The 16,927-nt window shown below is 69.7% G+C and carries 18 protein-coding genes; 9 read left to right on the top strand and 9 right to left on the bottom strand.

The annotated features are described in order from the left end of the window. Positions 1–27 precede the first annotated feature (27 nt). Together OHA98_RS08000 and OHA98_RS07995 are read left to right on the top strand one after the other, a co-directional pair. Entirely contained in the window at positions 28–975 is a 948-nt protein-coding gene (locus OHA98_RS08000) for an amino acid ABC transporter permease (RefSeq protein ID WP_266923758.1), read from the top strand. A gap of 5 nt (positions 976–980) precedes the next feature. Then, positions 981–1,733 carry an amino acid ABC transporter ATP-binding protein gene (locus OHA98_RS07995; protein WP_266927793.1) on the top strand — a complete coding sequence of 251 codons (753 nt, stop codon included), beginning with the start codon at positions 981–983 and terminating at the stop codon, positions 1,731–1,733. A gap of 91 nt (positions 1,734–1,824) precedes the next feature. Here the strand turns inward: OHA98_RS07995 and OHA98_RS07990 are convergent, their stop codons facing one another. Next, positions 1,825–2,586, bottom strand: a complete 762-nt coding sequence (locus OHA98_RS07990) for a trans-aconitate 2-methyltransferase (protein WP_266923756.1) — start codon at positions 2,584–2,586, stop codon at positions 1,825–1,827. 88 nt (positions 2,587–2,674) lie between these two features. Between OHA98_RS07990 and OHA98_RS07985 the strand changes: the two genes are divergently transcribed. Beyond that, complete coding sequence (locus OHA98_RS07985; RefSeq protein WP_266923754.1) at positions 2,675–3,304, top strand: CGNR zinc finger domain-containing protein; 630 nt, start codon at positions 2,675–2,677, stop codon at positions 3,302–3,304. Here the strand turns inward: OHA98_RS07985 and sodX are convergent. After that, entirely contained in the window at positions 3,208–3,645 is a 438-nt protein-coding gene (gene sodX, locus OHA98_RS07980) for a nickel-type superoxide dismutase maturation protease (RefSeq protein ID WP_266923753.1), read from the bottom strand. The two genes, OHA98_RS07985 and sodX, sit on opposite strands and share 97 nt — an antisense overlap. A 179-nt stretch (positions 3,646–3,824) precedes the next feature. Here sodX and sodN point away from each other — a divergent pair, with 179 nt between their 5' ends. After that, entirely contained in the window at positions 3,825–4,220 is a 396-nt protein-coding gene (sodN, locus tag OHA98_RS07975) for a superoxide dismutase, Ni (RefSeq protein ID WP_150487741.1), read from the top strand. A gap of 196 nt (positions 4,221–4,416) precedes the next feature. Here the strand turns inward: sodN and OHA98_RS07970 are convergent, their stop codons facing one another. The 5 genes from OHA98_RS07970 to OHA98_RS07950 all read right to left on the bottom strand — a co-directional run bounded on the left by OHA98_RS07970 (position 4,417) and on the right by OHA98_RS07950 (position 9,255). Beyond that, positions 4,417–4,551, bottom strand: a complete 135-nt coding sequence (locus tag OHA98_RS07970) for a hypothetical protein (protein WP_266923749.1) — start codon at positions 4,549–4,551, stop codon at positions 4,417–4,419. Between the two features lie 25 nt (positions 4,552–4,576). Next, positions 4,577–6,154, bottom strand: coding sequence for a DUF6056 family protein (locus OHA98_RS07965; protein ID WP_266923747.1), 1,578 nt, complete (start codon positions 6,152–6,154; stop codon positions 4,577–4,579). A gap of 39 nt (positions 6,155–6,193) precedes the next feature. Next, entirely contained in the window at positions 6,194–7,633 is a 1,440-nt protein-coding gene (locus OHA98_RS07960) for a glycosyltransferase (protein WP_266923745.1), read from the bottom strand. Positions 7,634–7,904: 271 nt separating this feature from the next. Beyond that, complete coding sequence (locus OHA98_RS07955) at positions 7,905–8,876, bottom strand: tyrosinase family protein (RefSeq protein ID WP_266923743.1); 972 nt, start codon at positions 8,874–8,876, stop codon at positions 7,905–7,907. 1 nt (position 8,877) lies between these two features. Then, positions 8,878–9,255, bottom strand: a complete 378-nt coding sequence (locus OHA98_RS07950; protein ID WP_266923741.1) for a hypothetical protein — start codon at positions 9,253–9,255, stop codon at positions 8,878–8,880. A gap of 758 nt (positions 9,256–10,013) precedes the next feature. On the opposite strand from OHA98_RS07950, the gene OHA98_RS07945 reads away from it, so the two are divergent. After that, positions 10,014–11,093: a ferritin-like protein gene (locus tag OHA98_RS07945; protein WP_266923739.1), complete on the top strand. Its 1,080-nt coding sequence runs from the start codon at positions 10,014–10,016 to the stop codon at positions 11,091–11,093. A gap of 42 nt (positions 11,094–11,135) precedes the next feature. Continuing rightward, on the top strand, positions 11,136–11,591 hold the full coding sequence (locus OHA98_RS07940) for a DUF4440 domain-containing protein (RefSeq protein ID WP_266923737.1): 456 nt from the start codon (positions 11,136–11,138) through the stop codon (positions 11,589–11,591). A gap of 113 nt (positions 11,592–11,704) precedes the next feature. On the opposite strand, the gene OHA98_RS07935 is transcribed toward OHA98_RS07940, so the two are convergent. Further along, positions 11,705–12,457 (bottom strand): GntR family transcriptional regulator, encoded by a 753-nt coding sequence (locus OHA98_RS07935; RefSeq protein ID WP_266923735.1) that lies wholly within the window; start codon positions 12,455–12,457, stop codon positions 11,705–11,707. Between the two features lie 234 nt (positions 12,458–12,691). Here OHA98_RS07935 and OHA98_RS07930 point away from each other — a divergent pair, with 234 nt between their 5' ends. The 3 genes from OHA98_RS07930 (at position 12,692) to OHA98_RS07920 (ending at position 16,269) form a co-directional block, all read left to right on the top strand. Next, positions 12,692–13,537, top strand: a complete 846-nt coding sequence (locus OHA98_RS07930; protein WP_266923733.1) for a ribokinase — start codon at positions 12,692–12,694, stop codon at positions 13,535–13,537. Positions 13,538–13,879: 342 nt separating this feature from the next. Further along, positions 13,880–14,854, top strand: coding sequence for a nucleoside hydrolase (locus OHA98_RS07925; protein ID WP_266923732.1), 975 nt, complete (start codon positions 13,880–13,882; stop codon positions 14,852–14,854). Next, complete coding sequence (locus tag OHA98_RS07920) at positions 14,851–16,269, top strand: MFS transporter (protein ID WP_266923730.1); 1,419 nt, start codon at positions 14,851–14,853, stop codon at positions 16,267–16,269. The genes OHA98_RS07925 and OHA98_RS07920 overlap by 4 nt, the downstream gene beginning before the upstream one ends. Before the next feature lie 91 nt (positions 16,270–16,360). Here the strand turns inward: OHA98_RS07920 and OHA98_RS07915 are convergent, their stop codons facing one another. After that, positions 16,361–16,783: a hypothetical protein gene (locus tag OHA98_RS07915; protein ID WP_266923728.1), complete on the bottom strand. Its 423-nt coding sequence runs from the start codon at positions 16,781–16,783 to the stop codon at positions 16,361–16,363. Positions 16,784–16,927: the final 144 nt, after the last annotated feature.

Genomic DNA, 16,927 nt, shown 5'->3' with positions numbered 1-16,927 from the left:
GGAGACCGGCGCTGAAAGGCAGCACCTGTGACTGACATCAAGAAGACAGGGCCGGCCGACACGCCGCCCATTCCCACTCCCACACCCGTGCCGATGGCCATCAAGGCCGTCCCGGTGCGGCACTACGGCCGGTACGTCTCGGCCGTCGTCGCCATCGCGCTGCTGGCCGCACTCGTCTACGCATTCGCCCAGGGCAAGATCAACTGGAGCGCGATCCCGGACTACTTCTTCGACGACCAGATCCTCCAGGGCGTGAAGAACACCGTCATCATCACCGTGCTGGCGATGATCATCGGTGTGGTGCTGGGCGTCGTGCTCGCGGTGATGCGGCTCTCGAAGAACCCGGTGACGTCCTCGATCGCATGGGGCTACATCTGGTTCTTCCGCGGCACCCCGGTCTACGTACAGCTCCTGGTCTGGTTCAACCTCGGCATCGTGTTCGAGTACATCAACCTCGGGCCGATCTACAAGGACGAGTGGTCGTCCTTCATGACCCCGTTCCTCTGTGCGCTGCTGGGCCTCGGGCTCAATGAGGCCGCGTACATGGCGGAGATCTGCCGGGCCGGGCTCCAGTCCGTCGACGAGGGGCAGACCGAGGCGGCCCACGCGCTGGGCATGAGCCACGGCAAGACCCTGAGCCGGATCGTGGTCCCCCAGGCGATGCGCGTGATCGTGCCGCCGACGGGCAACGAGGTCATCAATATGCTCAAGACCTCGTCCCTGGCGGTGGCCGTCCAGTACACCGAACTGCTGCGTTCGACCCAGAACGTCTCGCAGACCTCGGGGGCGACGGTGGAGATGCTGTTCCTGGCCGCGGCCTGGTACATGATCCTCACCTCGATCCTGAGCGTCGGCCAGTTCTACCTGGAGCGCTACTACGCCCGGGGCTCCAGCCGGAGCCTGGCGGCCACACCGTTCCAGAAGGTCAAGGCCGGAGTGCTGTCGCTGGGACGCCCGAACGGAGGCTCGATGTGAACCCCATGGTGAAGGCCGAGGGAGTCCACAAGTCCTTCGGCTCCGCGCACATCCTCAAGGGCATCGACCTGGAGGTCGCCCCGCGTGAGGTCTTCTGCCTGATCGGCCCGTCCGGTTCCGGCAAGTCGACCTTCCTGCGGTGCATCAACCACCTGGAGAAGATCAGCGCGGGCCGGCTCTCGGTCGACGGCGAACTGGTCGGCTACCGCCAGAAGGGCGACAGGCTCTACGAGCTCAAGGACAGCGAGGTCGCCCGCAAGCGCCGGGACATCGGCATGGTCTTCCAGCGCTTCAACCTGTTCCCGCACATGACGGCCATCGAGAACGTCATGGAGGCCCCGGTCCAGGTCAAGGGTGAGACACGGGCCGTCGCGCACGCGCGCGCCGAACGGCTGCTGGACCGGGTCGGGCTCGCCGACAAGGCGAAGAACTACCCGTCACAGCTCTCCGGCGGTCAGCAGCAGCGGGTGGCCATCGCCCGTGCGCTGGCCATGGAGCCGAAGCTGATGCTCTTCGACGAGCCGACCTCCGCGCTCGACCCGGAGCTGGTCGGGGACGTCCTGGACGTCATGCGCGGGCTGGCCGAGGACGGCATGACGATGATCGTCGTCACCCATGAGATGGGCTTCGCCCGTGAGGTGGGCGACGCGCTGGTCTTCATGGACGACGGCGTGGTGGTCGAAGCGGGTCACCCGCGCGACGTACTGACGAACCCTCAGCACGACCGGACGAAGTCGTTCCTGTCGAAGGTGCTGTAGGGGCACGCGTACGGGGAAGGGCGGTACGGGCATCAGCCCGTACCGCCCTTCCCCGTTTCCTTCCCCTGTCCCGTTCCGGCCCGACGCGGGGTCACTTCACCGCGAGCACCAGGGTGTCCGAGGGCGAGGCCCAGACGGGGCGCGCCTCGCCGAACCCGGCCGCGCGCAGCGTACGGGTGTGCCACCGCGCGGAGGGCATGTCGCCGTCGGCGTGCTCGCCGTAGATCCTGTACCGCTCGGCGGTGGGAGCGGCGAGGGCCGGGTCCTTGGCGGCGAGGGCCCACCAGTCGGCCCAGTCGAGGGCGCCCGCGGCCTTGGCGCGGTCCATGGCGGCGTGCCGGTGGGCGCGTTCGGCGGCGTTGATACGGGGGGTGTCGGTGTCGATCATGTGGTCGGCGTTCATGAACACGCCGCCGTCCCGCACGAGTTGGCCGATCTGCCCGTACAGTGCGGTGAGCGGCTCGCTGTGCAGCCAGTGCAGAGCGGTGGCGGTGAGCACGGCATCGTAGGAGTCGTGCGGCAGCAGCCCGGTCCAGCCGGGGTCCTTGAGATCGGCGGTGACGAAGGTGACCCGGTCGTCGCCGTCGAAGGTGCCGCGGGCGATGGCGAGCAGCGCGGGGTCGAGGTCGACGCCCGTGCTCGTGGCCTTCGGGAACCGGCGGAGGAGCCGGTCCGTAATACTTCCCGTACCGCACGCGAGGTCGAGCACCGTGGGCTCCGGCCCCACCACGGCCTCGACCATGTCCAGCATCACCCGGAACCGCTCCTCGCGGTCCGGCATGTACCACTCCTGCTGCCGGTCCCAGCTCTCCTGCCAGGACTGCCAGTCGCTGCCCGCCGCCGTCTCCGTCACGTCATCCTCCACGTAATACTCAATTGCCAATAACGCCCATTACACTGGTCGACGCATCGACTTTAGACCGACACCGTAAGGACTACAAGTGGAACTGGCCTATTACTCGGACTATGCCGTGCGCCTGGTCAACACCGAGGAGCCGGCCCGTAACAAGGACATCCTCACCACGGTCGAAGCCGTCCGGGACCTGTTCGGCGCCAACGGCCAGGCGGCCCGCCGTGCGACCGACGCGGATGTGACCCGCTTCCGGTCCGTACGGGGACGGCTGCGTGCGGTCTTCGAGGCGGCCGACCTCGACGACGAGACGCTCGCGGTCGACCTGCTCAACTCCCTGCTGCTGGAGTTCCCCGTGAGCCCGCAGATCTCCGGCCATGACACCCGGGACGAGGACGGCAAGCCGGACTGGCACATGCATCTGGCCGACCACCCCTCGAACGCGACCGCCGGGTACGCCGCCATCGCGGCGATGGGCCTCGCCTTCCACCTCACCTCGCACGGGGTGGACCGGCTCGGCCTGTGCGAGGCCGCGCCCTGCCGCAACGCGTACCTCGACACCTCGACCAACCGGTCCCGGCGCTACTGCTCGGACCGCTGCGCGACCCGGGCGAACGTCGCCGCCTACCGGGCCCGCAAGCGCCTGGAGGCGGAGCGCGCCGCCGAGACCGGCCGCAGCGCGGAGAAGGCCCAGCCGAGCACGCCGAGCACGGACCGCTGACCCTTCTTCAACGGCCGGTAGCGGACCTGGACCCGGGCCAGCACGAGCTCCTCGGGCACGGTCCCGTAGTCCGTGCTGTCCCCGCCCGCGAACGTGTTGTCGCCCCGCACCCACCAGCCGCCCGCCCGGCGCTCGACGGCCCGCTTCACCACCAGCAGATCCTGCTGGAACGGATGGCGCAGGATCACCACGTCCCCCGGCCGCACCGGCGCCCCGTACCTCACGAGCAGCAGATCACCGTGGTAGAGCGTGGGCACCATCGACGGCCCCGTCACCTCCACGACCTGGAACGGCACCCGCGCGGCGCGCCCGCGCCAGGGCTCCTCTGTCAGCTCCTGCATCTCCGGTACCTCCCCGGTCCGTCCTCCAGTACACCCTCCCGCGTACCGCTACGTACATTCGGCCACCGGTCTGATACGCACCCTGGACTTTTGGCCTAAGCCCATGGGGCAGCCGCTGAATCCGGTCGCTCACGGAGTAATGTCCCACCTGAGAAGACGATCACGAGGAGGACAGCCCCATGCTTTCCCGCCTGTTTGCCCCCAAGGTGAAGGTCAGCGCCCACTGCGACCTGCCCTGCGGTGTGTACGACCCGGCCCAGGCCCGCATCGAGGCGGAGTCTGTCAAGGCCGTTCAGGAGAAGTACCAGGCCAACGAGGACGCGGACTTCCGCACCCGCGCCGTCCTGATCAAGGAACAGCGCGCGGAGCTCGCGAAGCACCACGTCTCGGTGCTCTGGAGCGACTACTTCAAGCCCCCGCACTTCGAGAAGTACCCGGAGCTGCACCAGCTGGTCAACGACACCCTGAAGGCGCTCTCCGCGGCCAAGGGCTCGAACGACCCGGCGACCGGCCAGAAGGCTCTGGACCTGATCGCCCAGATCGACAAGATCTTCTGGGAGACCAAGCAGGCTTGATCTTTGCCTGGGCCCTTTGACCTGCGCTTTCGCGGGTCGCATCGCCTAGCTGCCGCACCCGGTCCGCAGGCCGCCGAGCACGGCGTCCCGTGACGGTCCGGGTGCGGTCTTGTTTGTTCTTCGCGGTGCTGTACGCGACGAGGTCGGTCCAGGAAGGGGCGAACGCCCCGCCGTGGTGCAGGGGCAGGGTGCGGCTTCAGGCTCCGATGACCGTCGTCACCGCGTCCAGGGCCAGGTGCCAGGGGTAGGGTCGCCGCTCGCCCGGCTGGTTCGGCTCGAATCCGCCGGGCCCGTACAGCACGGTCACTTCACCGCCGCGCTGCTGTGGCATCGGCATCGTGGCCCTACGGAACGGATCAGGGAAGCTCGGTCGAGTAGGTGACGCGTTCGAGGCGGTAGTAGTCGGCCACGCAACCGGCCGGCCAGGTGTCACGTCCCTGCCGGCCGAACGGCTCCAGCATCCCGCTGACCGTGACCGCCTTGTACGGGAGGACCTCGGCGCCGGCCGCCGCCCGTTCCCGCAGCCATCGGTCCTGGTGGTCCCACCGCTGGGCCCGTGCCCGCATATGGGTGTCGAGGCGCATGAGCGAGACGGCCGGGCCGACGCACACCAGGACGCAGAGCACGGCGCAGACGGCCTTGGCCGGGCCCGTGTGCCGGACGGGCCGCCGCGCGGCCTGCCCGAGGAGCAGGCCCGCGCCGACGAGCAGCGCGACGTACAGCAACAGGTAGTCGTTCCAGAGCCGATTGGCGGTCGCGACGCGCTCACCGAACGCCGGGTAGGTGATGACGGTACAGAGGTATCCGGACACGAGCAGCGCGAGCGTGCCGGTGACGGCGAGCAGGGGCCAGTGCGCGGGCGGGCGGGGCGGGGCGCCGTCCGCACGCCGGGCGACCAGGCCCAGCAGGAGTCCCGCCGCGACCGCCCCGACGTACTGCCACGTCGTGGCCACCGTGACGACGATCTCGCCGAACCCGCGCAGCGACGCGATGAGCGATTCGGGGGCGAGCAGGTCCGCGTTCTGCGCGCCGTACCGCTCGCGCCGGGCCCGGGAGCCCGGTGAGGTGAGCAGGATCAGGGCCCCGATGCCCGTCCCCGCGATGCCCGCCGCGCACCACGCCCACCCGTAGGTCCGGGCGTGTGCGGGGAGGATCCGGTGGCCGATCAGCAGACCGGCGAACAGAACGACCGCGACGACGACCGTGGTCTCCTCCGACAGGGTGCCGATGACCAGGCCCATGAGCGTGACGCAGGCCAGGGCCATGGTCCTGCCCGTGCGTGAGCGGGCCCGCAGGAGCGGAATCGTCGCGGCGCAGGCGAGCACGGGGGGCAGGGTGTGCGACACCGAGGCGGCGGGCCAGTAGAACGTCTTGTAGGTGTTGGTCGTCACGAACAGGAAGAGCGCGGTGACCATGGACGCGATCAGGAGCGCTGTACCGCGGGGCACGGTCAGTCCCGCTCTGCGCAGCGCCGCGGCGGCCACCGCCCACAGAATGCCCAGCATCAGTACGCCGCCGGCCAGGGCGTACCACTGGTGCCCGGCGACGCCGAACTTCGCGTAGGCGCCGACCAGCAGCCCGTTCGCGATCCGTCCGTTGTCGTCGAGGTAGAACTTGCCGACGATGCCGGAGACGCCCTCGTCCCGTACGACCGGCAGGAAGCACCAGTCGTCGGCGCCGGGGCGGACCCAGCGCCCGGACCAGGATGCGGCGGCGAGCAGACCGAGCGGTACGAGCGCGAGGGCCGGTACCCAGAGATCCGCCCGGGGCCGCGTCCCCGATCGCCGGGCCCGTTCGTCCGACGGCGCGCCCTTCCCGGCCTGCTGCGTCCTCCTGTCGGACCGTCTCTTCCCGCCGGGCGGTCCCTTCCCGTCGGACCGTCCCTTTTCGTCCGGCTGTTCCGGAACGGCGGTTCCCGGGACGCTGCCAACCATGTGCGGGTGCCTTTCCTCTCCGGAGAAGACCGGGTGCCGTCAGTGGCTGTCCGACTTGATCACCGACGGCTCGGCCCGGTTGTCGTCGGGCCGGTCGGGCGGTGCGGGAGCGCCCCGGCCCGAGGTGATCGCCCACCGGGCCAGCAGGAAGGAGAACGGGGTGACGAGTACGCCGGCGGCCAGGGCGGCGAGGTTCTTGTCCACGCCCAGACCGCTGACCGCCAGATGCAGCAGAGCGCCCGACACCACGAGGTTGATGACGCTCGACAGGGGATACCGCACGAACCCCCGCCAGGTGGGCTTCGTCCCGACCGTGATGTAGGAGTTGAGCAGGAATGAGCCGACGAAGCTGACCGTGAATCCCACCGCATGGGCGGCCAGATACGGCATCCATTGGTTCAGCACGTAATAGACGGCCAGATACACCGCCGTGTTCACGCAGCCGATCAGTACGAAGGAGGCGAACTGCCGTATCGTGCGCGACCGGTCGGCCGCGATGTCGCTCAGCTCGCCCGTGGCGACCGGTTCTGGCTCTCCCGGCAGCGAAGGACATGTTTCGTCGGTCTCCCGTACGACATAGGGCGGGCGGTGTTTCGCCTCGTGGTAGATGCGCCCGACGTATTCCCCGATGACTCCGAGCGTGACCAGCTGAATTCCGCTGAGCGCCACGACCGCGGTGAGGAGAGTGGCGTAACCGGGGGTCTCCGCGCCGTTCAGCAGCACATTCACAACGGTCCACAAGGCATAGACGAGCGCCGAGACGAAGACCCAGAATCCGGTGTAGATGGCCAGGCGCAGTGGACGGTTGTTGAAGGACAGCAGTCCGTCGATTCCGTAGTTCAGCAGTCTTCTGCTTCCCCATTTCGACTGCCCGGCCGCGCGCTCCCGGTTCCGGTACCGGAAGCTGACCGTTTCGAAGCCGATCCAGGAGAAGATCCCCTTCGAGAACCGATTGCTCTCCGGGAGCGACAGCACACTGTTCACCGCCCGTCGTGACAGCAGTCGGAAGTCTCCGGAGCCGTCGATGACCTCCACGTCCATGCAGTGGCGGACCAGCGCGTAGTAGGTGTGGCTGAGCGCGTTGCGCAGCACCCCCTCGCCGGTCCGGTCACGCCGGGGAATCACCTGGTCGTAGCCGTGCCGGTGCAGTTCCAGCATGCGGGGAATGAGTTCGGGCGGATGCTGGAGGTCGGCGTCCATCAGGACGACCGCGGAGCCCCTGGACATTCGGAGCCCGGCGAGCATGGCTGCCTCCTTGCCGAAATTCCGGCTGAAGGCGGTGTACCGGACACGCGTGTCGAGTGCCGCGAGGCCACCCAGCAGCAGCCGTGTCCCGTCGGTACTGCCGTCGTCCACATAGCAGATTTCCAGGTTGCCGCCCAGGGGATCGAGCGCGGCGAGCAACGCGGCGTGAAAGGTCTCGATCGCTTCGGCCTCGTTGAAGCAGGGCACCACGACCGTCAGCTGAAGGGCAGCCATGTCACACTCCCCAAAATCGGCTGACCGCCTGTCTCCGGGTCACCGGTATCGGCCCCGGGCCCGCACGGTGAATCCGGGTCCCGTTTCCTTCCGGCCCTGCCCACTGTGCGGCCTCCCGCCATTCCGCACAGCTATACGGACTCCGAACGTGCGAACCCTTTCCTCTTTTCATGCGAACAGCGCACGCGGAGCGTTTTCCCGGTTCGCACCGGGAGGCAGTACGGAGGCCGTGCCTCATGAATCCTGACCCCGGGTGCCGAATCATCCGCGCTCAGGGCACGACGTCGTACGTGTATATGCTCGTCGGGTCCAGGACAGCCCTGGGGGTCGCCCCCGCACCGAGCGGGGAAATGATCGGATCGTCGATGCGATGACCCTCCAGGGTGGGCGGCGCGGACATGTCGGGCAGGTAGTTCCGCCCGTTGCGGCCCATCCATCCCTCCCAGATCCTGTCCACGTTGCAGTGGTGCAGGAAGAACACCGGGTCATTGGGGGAGGAAGCGAGGCCCATGTCCCGGCCGATCCACACGTGCACCTCGTTGTGCAGGCCGTAGGGCTCGAATCCTTCCAGGCAGTTGCGGAAGCCCACCGAGGTGGCATCCCACGGGTCGAAGTCGTAGGAGGCCAGATTCGGGTCGCCCACCGGTGGCGTCGTGTTGAAGGCCATCGCCACGTCGTCGACCGTGGGCAGCGAAGCCGTACTGTCGCCGAGCGCCCGTCTCAGGCCCCGGTCGGTCTGGATGAGTGCCAGGTTCTGGCTGGTGGCGATCCGGACGCGGAAGCTGTCCGGGTCGGCCGGCCGGAAGGCGAACGGACCGTCGGTGACCGGCATTCCGGTTCCGCCCAGGCAGTCGGGCTGCCAGAGCGCGGCGTTCTCGGGCCGGTCCAGTGCGCCGTCCGCCGACCAGTCCCAGTAGGGCAGTCCGAAGCTCGGATCGCCCAGGATCCGCTGGATGTTGGCCTCCAGCAGCCCGAGCATCACCCGGTGCCAGGGGAGGAAGATCGGGCCCATGTGCGCGGCGTTGCGTACGTTGGCGTCGCCCGCCGGAGGGACGGCCGTGCGCATGGCCCGGACGTGCCAGATCACGAACAGGTCGTAGGTGCGTACCGGGGCCGGGTTGCCGTCGATGCCGAGATCGGCGGTGGTGAATGTGGAGTGCTCACGCTTGAGCAGGTTGACGCCGTCGAGGTAGGCGTCCCGCACGGCCGTGTCGGTGAGGATGTTCCTGCGTACGACCGCCATCTCAACCGCCTCCGTGGTGGTGCCCCCCGTCGCCGGCGGGTGGCCGATTCCCCGGGGAATCGGGCGGTGCCGGGTATTCGTCGGGATAGTTGTCGATCAGGGTCCGGACCGTGTCGACGGCGGAGAGGAAGTGGTAGGCCGGCAGCGCGTGGCAGTGCACGCGGCCGTTGTTGTCCACACCGACATGCGCCGGGACGGGCATCCCGTCCACGGTGATCTCGTACGTGGTGGTGACGACGATCCGATGCCCCTGATACAGGTCCGTACGGACGTTCCTGGCGGGGCCGTGGTGGTGGACCGTCGGTGGCTGCGGCAGGTCACTCAGGTAGCCGCCGAGCTGCGTCGGCGTTGCGGCGGCGTTCAGTTCCAGCGGGTCCATGGGGACCTCCCGGTCGTGGGCAGTTCGCTCAGTCGTGACAGGTCTTCGGCGTGGCGGTTCGGTCGGTCGTGACAGGTCTTCGGCAGGGCAGTTCGGTGGTCGTGGCAGTTCAGTCGTGGCAGTTCGTCGATACGACGCGCGGCCTCAGGAGTTCCGCCCTCCCTCCGCGTACGGCGAGCCGCACCCCCGGACGGATCAGTCCGTCGGCGGATCAGGCCGTCGGCCACCGGGCGATGCCGTGTCCCGTCCGCGCCAGGAGCCCGTACACCACCCGTTCCAGGGGCGGTGCGTGCCGAGCAGCCGATTGCCGTGCAGGTGCGCCAAGGACTCCAGTACGCCGCTGCTCGGCGCGGACCACGCGGCGGTCTGTGAGGCCGGCGTGACCGGGGAGGCGATCGCCCGTCGACGGCTCCGAAGGCAGTTCCGCACCTCCCCGGGAGGGAAGCCGCCGTCGAGAAGCGCGCGCCGCGTGGTGCCGGACCCCCTGAAGGCCGAGGCCGAATCGGTCCTCCTCAGTCTCCCACCAACCCTTCGGCATGTCTCGGTGATAGGACGTCCTCCCAGCGGCGCCCGGGGCGCCGGAAATCGGGCACGGTCACGATCCCGGGGAAACAGGACCCGGCGATTCGACGTTCAATCATCTCGTCAAGCATCGCCTGTGCGGGTGCAATCCGGGAGCTCGCACCCGCGCGCCGTTGATGCGCCGAGCGCACGTCGCCCACGATGGGCAGAAATCCACAACCAGCGAGAGGTCCGCCATGACCACGACAGCTCTCAACTACGAAAGCAACAGAATCGCCGAACTCATGGAGGTACCCACCGAGGCGCACGACGAGCAGTGGCTCAAGGAATCGTTGCAGCAGGCCATCATGCTTGAACTCGCCACACTTCCGCCTTATTTGTGCGGCCTCTGGTCGATCAAGGATCCGGGCGAGAGTGCCGACGCCTTCGCGACGATTCAGGAGATCGTCTTCGACGAGATGTCCCACATGGGACTGGTCTGCAACATGCTCACCACCATCGGCGGAACCCCGCGTCTCGCCGACGAGAAACTGGTGCCGAAATATCCCGGCTCGCTTCCCGGCGGCGTGCGCCCCGAGCTGTCCGTTTCCCTCTCCGGGCTGACCAAGCAATCGCTGGACATGTACTCGCAGATCGAGAGGCCGGATGAGCCCATCGTCGAGGCCAGGGAGAGCCATACGTCGATCGGAGCTTTCTACACAGCGATTCTGGAAGCATTTCGGAATCATCAGGATCTGATCACGGGCACTCGACAGGTCACCAGGAACATGTCGGCCCACGGAAAAGGGAACGACGTCGTCGCGCTCACCTCGTTCGACGATGTCGAGAAAGCCGTCACGACGATCAAGGAGCAGGGTGAGGGAACTGCCGCCTCGCCGGACAACCCATTCCCCGGCGGGCCCGGAGAACTGGCCCACTTCTACTCCTTCCGGGAGATCTTTCACGGTCGCCATCTGATCCAGGTGTCGGAGAACCCGAAGAAATACGAATTCCAGGGCGCCGTGATCCCCATGCCGCAGGCCTTCCCCATGGGAACGGTCCCGAAGGGCGGCTGGGCTCTGGGCCCGCTGGCGGTTCCCGACGAGGTGCGCCGGCTCCTCGACACGTTCAATCACCACTACAGTTCGATGCTGCGGTTCATCGAACAGGCCTGGCAGGCGGAGACGCCGGCCGCGGCCGCGCAATTGCTGAACAAGGCGGTCGGACAGATGTTCCAGCTCCAGGCACCGGCGCAGGAGCTGATGCGGATCCCGCTGCCCGACAACAGCGGATCGACCTACGGTCCGGAGTTCCGGTACGTCGAAGCGGAGGCGTGAGCGAGGCGTCGACCGTGCCCGGCCGAGTGCTACCGTCCCGCCATGCCCAAGGACTCCAGCACGTCCCAGGACCTCAGCACGTCCAAGGCCCCCGCCACCCCCAAGACCGAACTCGACGCCGTCACAGCCGAGTTCTTCGGCGCCTTCGACAACCGGGGCGGCACGTCCGCCGATGTGGGGCGGATCCGTCGGCTGGTTCTTCCCGGCGGCGTGATCGTCAAGACCGGTCCGGAGTTCACGGCCTACACCGTGGAGGAGTTCATCGCGCCTCGCGAACGGCTGCTGGCGGACGGCCGGCTGGCGGAGTTCTCCGAGTGGGAGACCTCCGAACGGACCGACATCACCGGCGACATCGCGTCGCGGTTCGGTGAGTACCGCAAGTCCGGGGTCCTGGACGGTGAGCCGTTCGAGGGCGGCGGGACGAAGACGATCCAGTTCGTCCGCACCCCGGATGGCTGGCGGATCTCGGCGTTCGCCTGGTACGACGGGCCCCGGTAGCGCCTGGTACCACCGGCCCGGTAGCGCCCGCCACGACCCGGCCCGGTAGGGCTCGGCCGCCCTTCCCGGGACCGGGGCCGCCGCCTCCGGTACGACCGGGGCCGGTGGGCGTGTCAGTGACGCTGGGTCAGATGGATCAGCGGTGCGCCCGCCGGGAGCAGATACTTCGCGGCGAGGACCGGGTGGGCGTCCGCGGTCACGACCTGGGTGATCAGGATCGCCGGGGTCTCCGGCGGCCGGCCCATCGCCCTGCCGCGCTCCTTGCCGAGGATCGTCGCGCCCATGGTGCTCCTGGCTCCGAGCGTACGGTCGTCGACGGTGGCGAGCAGGAGTGCGAGCATGCTGGTGGGCGGCGTCCCCGGAGCCGGTTCACCGATCGCGTCGAGGAAGTCCGGGCCGAGGTCGGCGAGTGTCGGCGCGTCGGCCGCCCATTCGTGCGCGAACCCGGCCGGGACTCCGTCGATCTCGATCAGCGTCTCCCAGAACCAGGCGCGGCTGGTGGGCGGGAGGCGCAGGTGGAAGCCGGAGAAGTCGGTCGGCTCGTCGAGGTCGGCGGCGAGCCGTCGGCAGACCGCGGTCCCGGGCCCGAGCAGCACCTCGACGGGTGAGAGCCGCTCGATCCCACGCGTGGTGGGGGGCTGGTTCACCCGGCTTCCGACGCCGTGTCTGCGGGTGATGACCCCGTCCTCCTGGAGCAGGATGAGGACCTCGCGCAGCGCGGGGCGCCCGACCCCCAGCTCGGCGGCGAGAACGGGTTCGGCGGGGAGCTTCGTACCGGACGGATACGTGCCGTCATGGATCGCGGCGACGATCCGTTCGTAGAGCTCGACCCTCGGCTGACGGCGTCGCGTACGGCCCTGAGCCACCCCGGTTCCCCTTTCCTCGGTCGACGTCCCACCCAGTTGTCGGACGACTTCCGGCCTCGCCGAGCATACTCGCCGCCCCGCCCTGTTGACCTTCCCCCCTTGTCGCGGGCCTTCCACAGAGCTACTGTCCCTCCAGTCGACCGGCAAGATGTAGGACAACTCGAAAGCCGGTCGGCATCTTCGCCGTGTGAATCATCTGAAATGCCTCGTTCTCCCTTCTCGAAAGGTCTGACAATGCACGAGCAGCGGCCCACCGTGGTGGTGCTCGGGTCACTCAACATCGACCTGGTGACCCACGTGGCCCGGCATCCCGGCGCCGGCGAGACCGTGCTCGGCCGCGGCCTGACCGTGCTGCCCGGCGGCAAGGGCGCCAACCAGGCGGTGGCCGCGGCACGCGCCGGGGCACGGGTCAGGATGGTCGGCCGGGTCGGCGACGACGACGGAGGCCGCCGGTACCTCGCGGCGCTCGACGCCGACGGCATCGACACCGCGGGCGTGGTCCCCGCCCCGGGCGAACCCACGGGGCAGGCCCACATCGCCGTCGACGACCTGGGCGAGAACACGATCATCGTGATCCCCGGCGCGAACGGGGCCGTCACCGGGGCCGACGTCGACCGGGCCGCCGGGGCCCTGGAGGGGGCCCAGGTGCTCCTGCTCCAGCTGGAGACCCCGATGCCCGCCGTCGTACGGGCCGCCCGGCTGGCCGACCGGGCGGGAGTACGGGTCGTGCTCAACGCCTCACCCACCGCCGAGGTGCCCCCGGAGCTGCTGCGCCTGGCCGACCCCGCGGTCGTCAACGAGCACGAGTACGAGGCGCTCGGCGAAGGCGCCCGGTCGGTGTGTGTGACGCTCGGTGCCCGGGGCGCCCGCTGGGGCGAGCACGAGGCCGTGCCGCCGGCCGTGGACGCCGTCGACACCACCGGTGCCGGGGACTGCTTCGCCGGCACCCTCGCCGCCCGGCTCGCCGCCGGGGACTCCCCGGCCGACGCCCTCGGTGCCGCCGTCGCGGCGGGCGCACGCGCGACGACCTGGTCGGGCGCCCAGGGCCGGAGCTTCGACGAGGCGGCCGAAGCCCACTGAGCCGCCCGAGGGCCCGGGGCGGGCGGGGGTGTGCGGCCGGGGCGGGGGTGTGCGGCCGGGGCGGGGGTGTGCGCGACGCTGCTCGGCCCGGGGCGGGGTGCGTGGCACCGCGCGGCCGGGGCGCGCGGTGCTGCGCGGGCCGTTCGGAACCCGCCTCCCGCTCCTCGCCGCCCGAGACCCGCTCTCCCGCGTGCCCGTTCCCGTACCGCTTCCGTAGCCCGTTCCCGTAGCCCGTTCCCGTACCCCGCTTCTGTAGCCCGCTCCCGTAGCCCGCTCCCGTAGCCCGCTCCCGCGTGCGACTCCCCGACAGAACCAACCCGATCACTTCAAGGACGACGTGACATGACGACGAGCCAAGCCCTGCTGGTGGACTGCGACACCGGCGTCGACGACGCCCTCGCGCTCCTCTATCTCGCGCTCTCCCCCGATGTCGACCTGCGGGCCGTCACCACCGTCGGCGGCAACACCGACGCCCGGCAGGCCGCGGTCAACACCCTCCAGGTCCTGGAACTGGTGGGGCGGACCGACATCCCCGTGGCGTCGGGAGCCGACCGGACGCTGCGCGGCTCGTTGCCCGACTACGCCACCCACGTCCACGGCGACAACGGGATCGGCAACGTCCGGCTCCCCGCTCCGTCCGCCTCCCCGGTGACCGTGGACGCCGTCGATCTGATCATCGAGACCGCCCGGCAGGCGGAGGGGGAACTGTCGCTGCTCGCCACGGCCCCGCTCACCAACCTCGCCCTCGCCCTGCGCCGCGAGCCCCGGCTGCCCGAGATGATCCGCCACGTCACGGTGATGGGCGGCGCCGTCCACCACCCCGGCAACATCACCCCCCTCGCCGAGGCCAACATCGGGAACGACCCGGAGGCCGCCGCGCTCGTGCTGGACGCGGGCTGGGACCTGACGATCGTCCCGCTCGACGTCACCATGCGGGAGAACCTCACCACCGCCACTCAGCGGGATCTCCTCGCCCACGGCTCCCCCGCGAGCGTCTTCGCCGCCCGGGTGCTCGACGTCTACTTCGACTTCCACGAAGAGGTCGTGCTGCCCTACCGGGGCTCGGCCTGTCACGATCCGCTGGCTGCCGCGATAGCCGTCGGCCATGTCACCCCGCTGCTCGCCCCCCGGCTGCACGTCGGCGTCGAGACCGGCGACGGTCCGGCGCGCGGCGCCCTCGTCGCGGACACCCGCGGGATGTACCTCTCGTACCCCGAGCGGGCCGACGCCAACGCCCGGGTCGTCCTGGAGACCGACGGCCGCTTCCCCGAACGGCTCGTGGAGCGGATCCGTACGAGCGGGAGCGCCGCCGCGTGAGCCGGGTCCCGCTGCGGGACGCTGCGACCGGGTCCCGTACGCACCGCTTCCTGATGCCCGCGCTGATCGCCGGAGTCGTCGCCTTCCAGCTCAACGCGTCGATGGTGACGCCCGCCCTGCCGGAGATCGCACGCGAGCTCGACGCGGCGGCGAGTACGGTCGCGCTCTCGCAGAACCTCTTCTTCCTCGTCGGTGGCGTCGCGGGCGTCGTACTGTCCCGGCTGAGCGACCATCTCGGCCGGCGCGTGGTCCTGCTGGCCTCGCTCGCCGTGATGTGCGCCGGCACCGTGCTGGCGATGCTCGCGCCGAACGTGGAACTCCTCGTCCTCGGACGGGTGTTGCAGGGGGCTTCGGGGGCCACCTTCCAGCTGACGTACCTCCTGCTGCGTGAATCGATGTCCCCGAAGCGCTTCGGTACCGCGCTCGGTGTGATCACCGCCCTCAACGGCGGGGTCGGCGGCGTGGACGGATTCCTCGGCGGTTTCGTCGCCGACCGGCTCGGCTTCCGGTGGATCTTCGGCACGATCCTGGTCACCGGTCTGATCGCCCTGCTCTGTGTGGCGCGCGCCGTGCCCGGGACCCCGCCCGCGAAGGACGCCGGGCGGATGGACTGGTGGGGCGCGGCCTCGCTGTCCGCCGCCATCGTCTGCGTGAACCAGGCGATCAGTCAGGGCGCCGCGCACGGCTGGGGTTCGCTGTGGCCGCCCGTTCTCGCCCTCGTGGGGGCGGCACTGTTCTTCGTCTTCTGGCAGATCGAGAAGCGCGGCCGAACCCCGCTGATCGCGGTGCGTGATCTGCGCTCCCGTCAGGTGTGGCCGCTGATGGCCACGACGCTGCTGACCCTCGTCGGCGTCTTCGCCGCCATGAACTTCACGGTCGTCCTGCTGAGCCAGGACGGGAAGGCCGGTTTCGGCATGTCGGCGACGCTCGCCGCCCTGCTGTTCCTGACGCCCCCGGCGGCGATCGGACTGCTGGCGGCCCCGGTGGCCGGCTGGCTGGCACCGCGCAGGGGCTGGCTGCCGATGCTGCGTACGGGACTGCTCGCCTCGGCGCTGGCGCTGGCCGTGGCCGCCGTCTTCGCCGGGGACCGCTGGGTCGTTCTCGCGGTCTGCTGCGCCCTGGGTGTGTTCTACAACGGGTTGGCCCTGACGATGCTCAACGGCCTCGGTGTCGTGCTGTCCCCCAAGGAGAGCCCCGGCGCGCTCCCCGGTCTGAACGGCGCGTGCTTCGGCATCGGCGCCTCGGTCGGCATCGCGCTGGTCGGCCCACTGGCCGGTGCGGGCACGCTCGGCGGCTACCGCACGGCGTTCGCCCTGGCGGCGGTCGCCACGGTGCTCGCCCTGCTCGCGTCGACGCTGATCCGTCAGCCCGCGGAGGAGCCCTCGGCCGCCTCCGCGGCCCCGGCCCTGAAGTAGGGGCGCGGCCCGCCGGCCTTCCCGTCGGTCACCCATGACGTACGCGGGCACCGCCGTCCGGTTACCGGGCGGCGGTGGCCGTGGTGCCCGGTCAGATCTTGCCGTCGGGCTCGACGGTGCTCAGGGACCAGATGACGAAGATCCCGATGGCGATGAGGACCAGGGCCCAGATGGGCTGGTACGGCAGGAACATGAAGTTGGCGATGATGCTCAGTGCGGCCAGCCCGATACCCAGGCCGCGCGCCCAGGAGGACTCCTTGAGCAGCCCGAACCCGGTGATGAACAGGACGATGCCGAGGGCCAGGTGGATCCAGCCCCAGCCGGTCAGGTTGAACTTGAACACGTAGTCGCCGAACCGTGTGTAGACGTCGTCCTCGGCGATGGCGGCTATGCCCTGGAAGATGCCGAGGATTCCCTCGACAAGCATCAGGACCCCCGCGAAGACGAGGCCGCCGGTCGCCCAGGAGTTCGTCGTGGATGCCGGTGTCCGGTGCTGTTGCGCCGCGTTGCTCATGGGGGACCTCCACAGTCCGATCGACAGACCCCGAAATCCGGGTGTGGCCTACGAACCCTGAGGCTCCGCCGCCCGGCGGGGTGCGGCCACCCGGACGCGGCCATCCGGGTGAAATCGGCGGGGCCGCTGGCGCGGGCGGCCGTC

This window comes from Streptomyces sp. NBC_00654, assembly GCF_026341775.1.
Taxonomy (GTDB): Bacteria; Actinomycetota; Actinomycetes; order Streptomycetales; family Streptomycetaceae; genus Streptomyces.
This window is presented reverse-complemented; position numbering and strand designations above follow the sequence as displayed.

Bases quoted from the DNA above. Each gene is read 5' to 3' on its own strand.
- OHA98_RS07995 (WP_266927793.1), top strand. From the start codon at position 981: ATGGTGAAGGCCGAGGGAGTCCACAAGTCCTTCGGCTCCGCGCACATC.
- sodX (WP_266923753.1), bottom strand. From the start codon at position 3,645: ATGCAGGAGCTGACAGAGGAGCCCTGGCGCGGGCGCGCCGCGCGGGTG.
- sodN (WP_150487741.1), top strand. From the start codon at position 3,825: ATGCTTTCCCGCCTGTTTGCCCCCAAGGTGAAGGTCAGCGCCCACTGC.
- OHA98_RS07970 (WP_266923749.1), bottom strand. From the start codon at position 4,551: ATGCCACAGCAGCGCGGCGGTGAAGTGACCGTGCTGTACGGGCCCGGC.
- OHA98_RS07965 (WP_266923747.1), bottom strand. From the start codon at position 6,154: ATGGTTGGCAGCGTCCCGGGAACCGCCGTTCCGGAACAGCCGGACGAA.
- OHA98_RS07960 (WP_266923745.1), bottom strand. From the start codon at position 7,633: ATGGCTGCCCTTCAGCTGACGGTCGTGGTGCCCTGCTTCAACGAGGCC.
- OHA98_RS07955 (WP_266923743.1), bottom strand. From the start codon at position 8,876: ATGGCGGTCGTACGCAGGAACATCCTCACCGACACGGCCGTGCGGGAC.
- OHA98_RS07950 (WP_266923741.1), bottom strand. From the start codon at position 9,255: ATGGACCCGCTGGAACTGAACGCCGCCGCAACGCCGACGCAGCTCGGC.
- OHA98_RS07945 (WP_266923739.1), top strand. From the start codon at position 10,014: ATGACCACGACAGCTCTCAACTACGAAAGCAACAGAATCGCCGAACTC.
- OHA98_RS07940 (WP_266923737.1), top strand. From the start codon at position 11,136: ATGCCCAAGGACTCCAGCACGTCCCAGGACCTCAGCACGTCCAAGGCC.
- OHA98_RS07930 (WP_266923733.1), top strand. From the start codon at position 12,692: ATGCACGAGCAGCGGCCCACCGTGGTGGTGCTCGGGTCACTCAACATC.
- OHA98_RS07925 (WP_266923732.1), top strand. From the start codon at position 13,880: ATGACGACGAGCCAAGCCCTGCTGGTGGACTGCGACACCGGCGTCGAC.
- OHA98_RS07915 (WP_266923728.1), bottom strand. From the start codon at position 16,783: ATGAGCAACGCGGCGCAACAGCACCGGACACCGGCATCCACGACGAAC.